This is a genomic window from Duganella hordei, assembly GCF_040369125.1.
GTDB lineage: Bacteria > Pseudomonadota > Gammaproteobacteria > Burkholderiales > Burkholderiaceae_D > Rugamonas > Rugamonas hordei.
In genome coordinates this window covers 1-1010 of sequence record NZ_BPWI01000050.1, presented here as the reverse complement: position 1 = coordinate 1010, position 1010 = coordinate 1, and the positions used below count along the sequence as shown (strand labels likewise).

At 59.0% G+C, this 1010-nt stretch carries 1 protein-coding gene; it reads right to left on the bottom strand.

The genetic code is table 11. The features are described from left to right. On the bottom strand, nucleotides 1-1010 hold a 1010-nt coding region (gene tuf / locus ABWW33_RS32970; protein ID WP_353405621.1), incomplete at both ends, for an elongation factor Tu.

The following is a 1010-nucleotide window of genomic DNA, read 5'->3' as shown; positions in this document are numbered from 1 at the left end:
CCGCCTTCGCGGATTGCGAAGCGCAGACCTTCTTCCATCGCGATCGGGTTGATCAGCTTGACGGTGATCGACACGTTATCGCCTGGCATAACCATTTCTTTGTCCGCTGGCAGTTCGATCGAACCGGTCACGTCAGTCGTACGGAAGTAGAACTGTGGACGATAGTTGTTGAAGAACGGGGTGTGACGGCCGCCTTCGTCTTTCGACAGGACATAGATCTCGCCGGTGAAGTGGTTGTGCGGCTTGATCGAACCTGGCTTGGCCAGAACCTGGCCACGCTCCACGTCCTCACGCTTGGTGCCGCGCAGCAGCAGACCGACGTTGTCGCCGGCTTGACCCTGGTCCAGCAGCTTGCGGAACATTTCCACGCCGGTGCAAGTGGTCTTGACGGTATCTTTGATGCCGACGATTTCGATCTCTTCGCCGACCTTGATGATGCCGCGCTCGATACGACCGGTCACAACGGTACCGCGACCCGAGATCGAGAACACGTCTTCCACTGGCATCAGGAAGGCGCCGTCCACTGCGCGCTCTGGCGTAGGGATGTACGAATCCAGCGCATCGGCCAGACGCATGATCGAGTCAACGCCCATTTCGCCTTCTTTGCCGTCCAGCGCCATACGGGCCGAACCTTTGATGATAGGCACGTCGTCGCCCGGGAATTCGTATTTCGACAGCAATTCACGAACTTCCATTTCGACCAGTTCCAGCAGTTCCGCGTCGTCGACCAGGTCGCACTTGTTCAGGAACACGATGATGTATGGAACGCCAACCTGACGGGCCAGCAGGATGTGCTCGCGGGTCTGCGGCATAGGGCCGTCGGCTGCGGAGCAAACCAGGATCGCGCCGTCCATCTGCGCTGCGCCGGTGATCATGTTCTTGATGTAGTCGGCGTGGCCTGGGCAGTCAACGTGAGCGTAGTGACGGCCGGCGGTTTCGTACTCGACGTGCGCGGTGTTGATGGTGATGCCGCGTGCTTTTTCTTCTGGAGCAGCATCGATCTGGTCGTA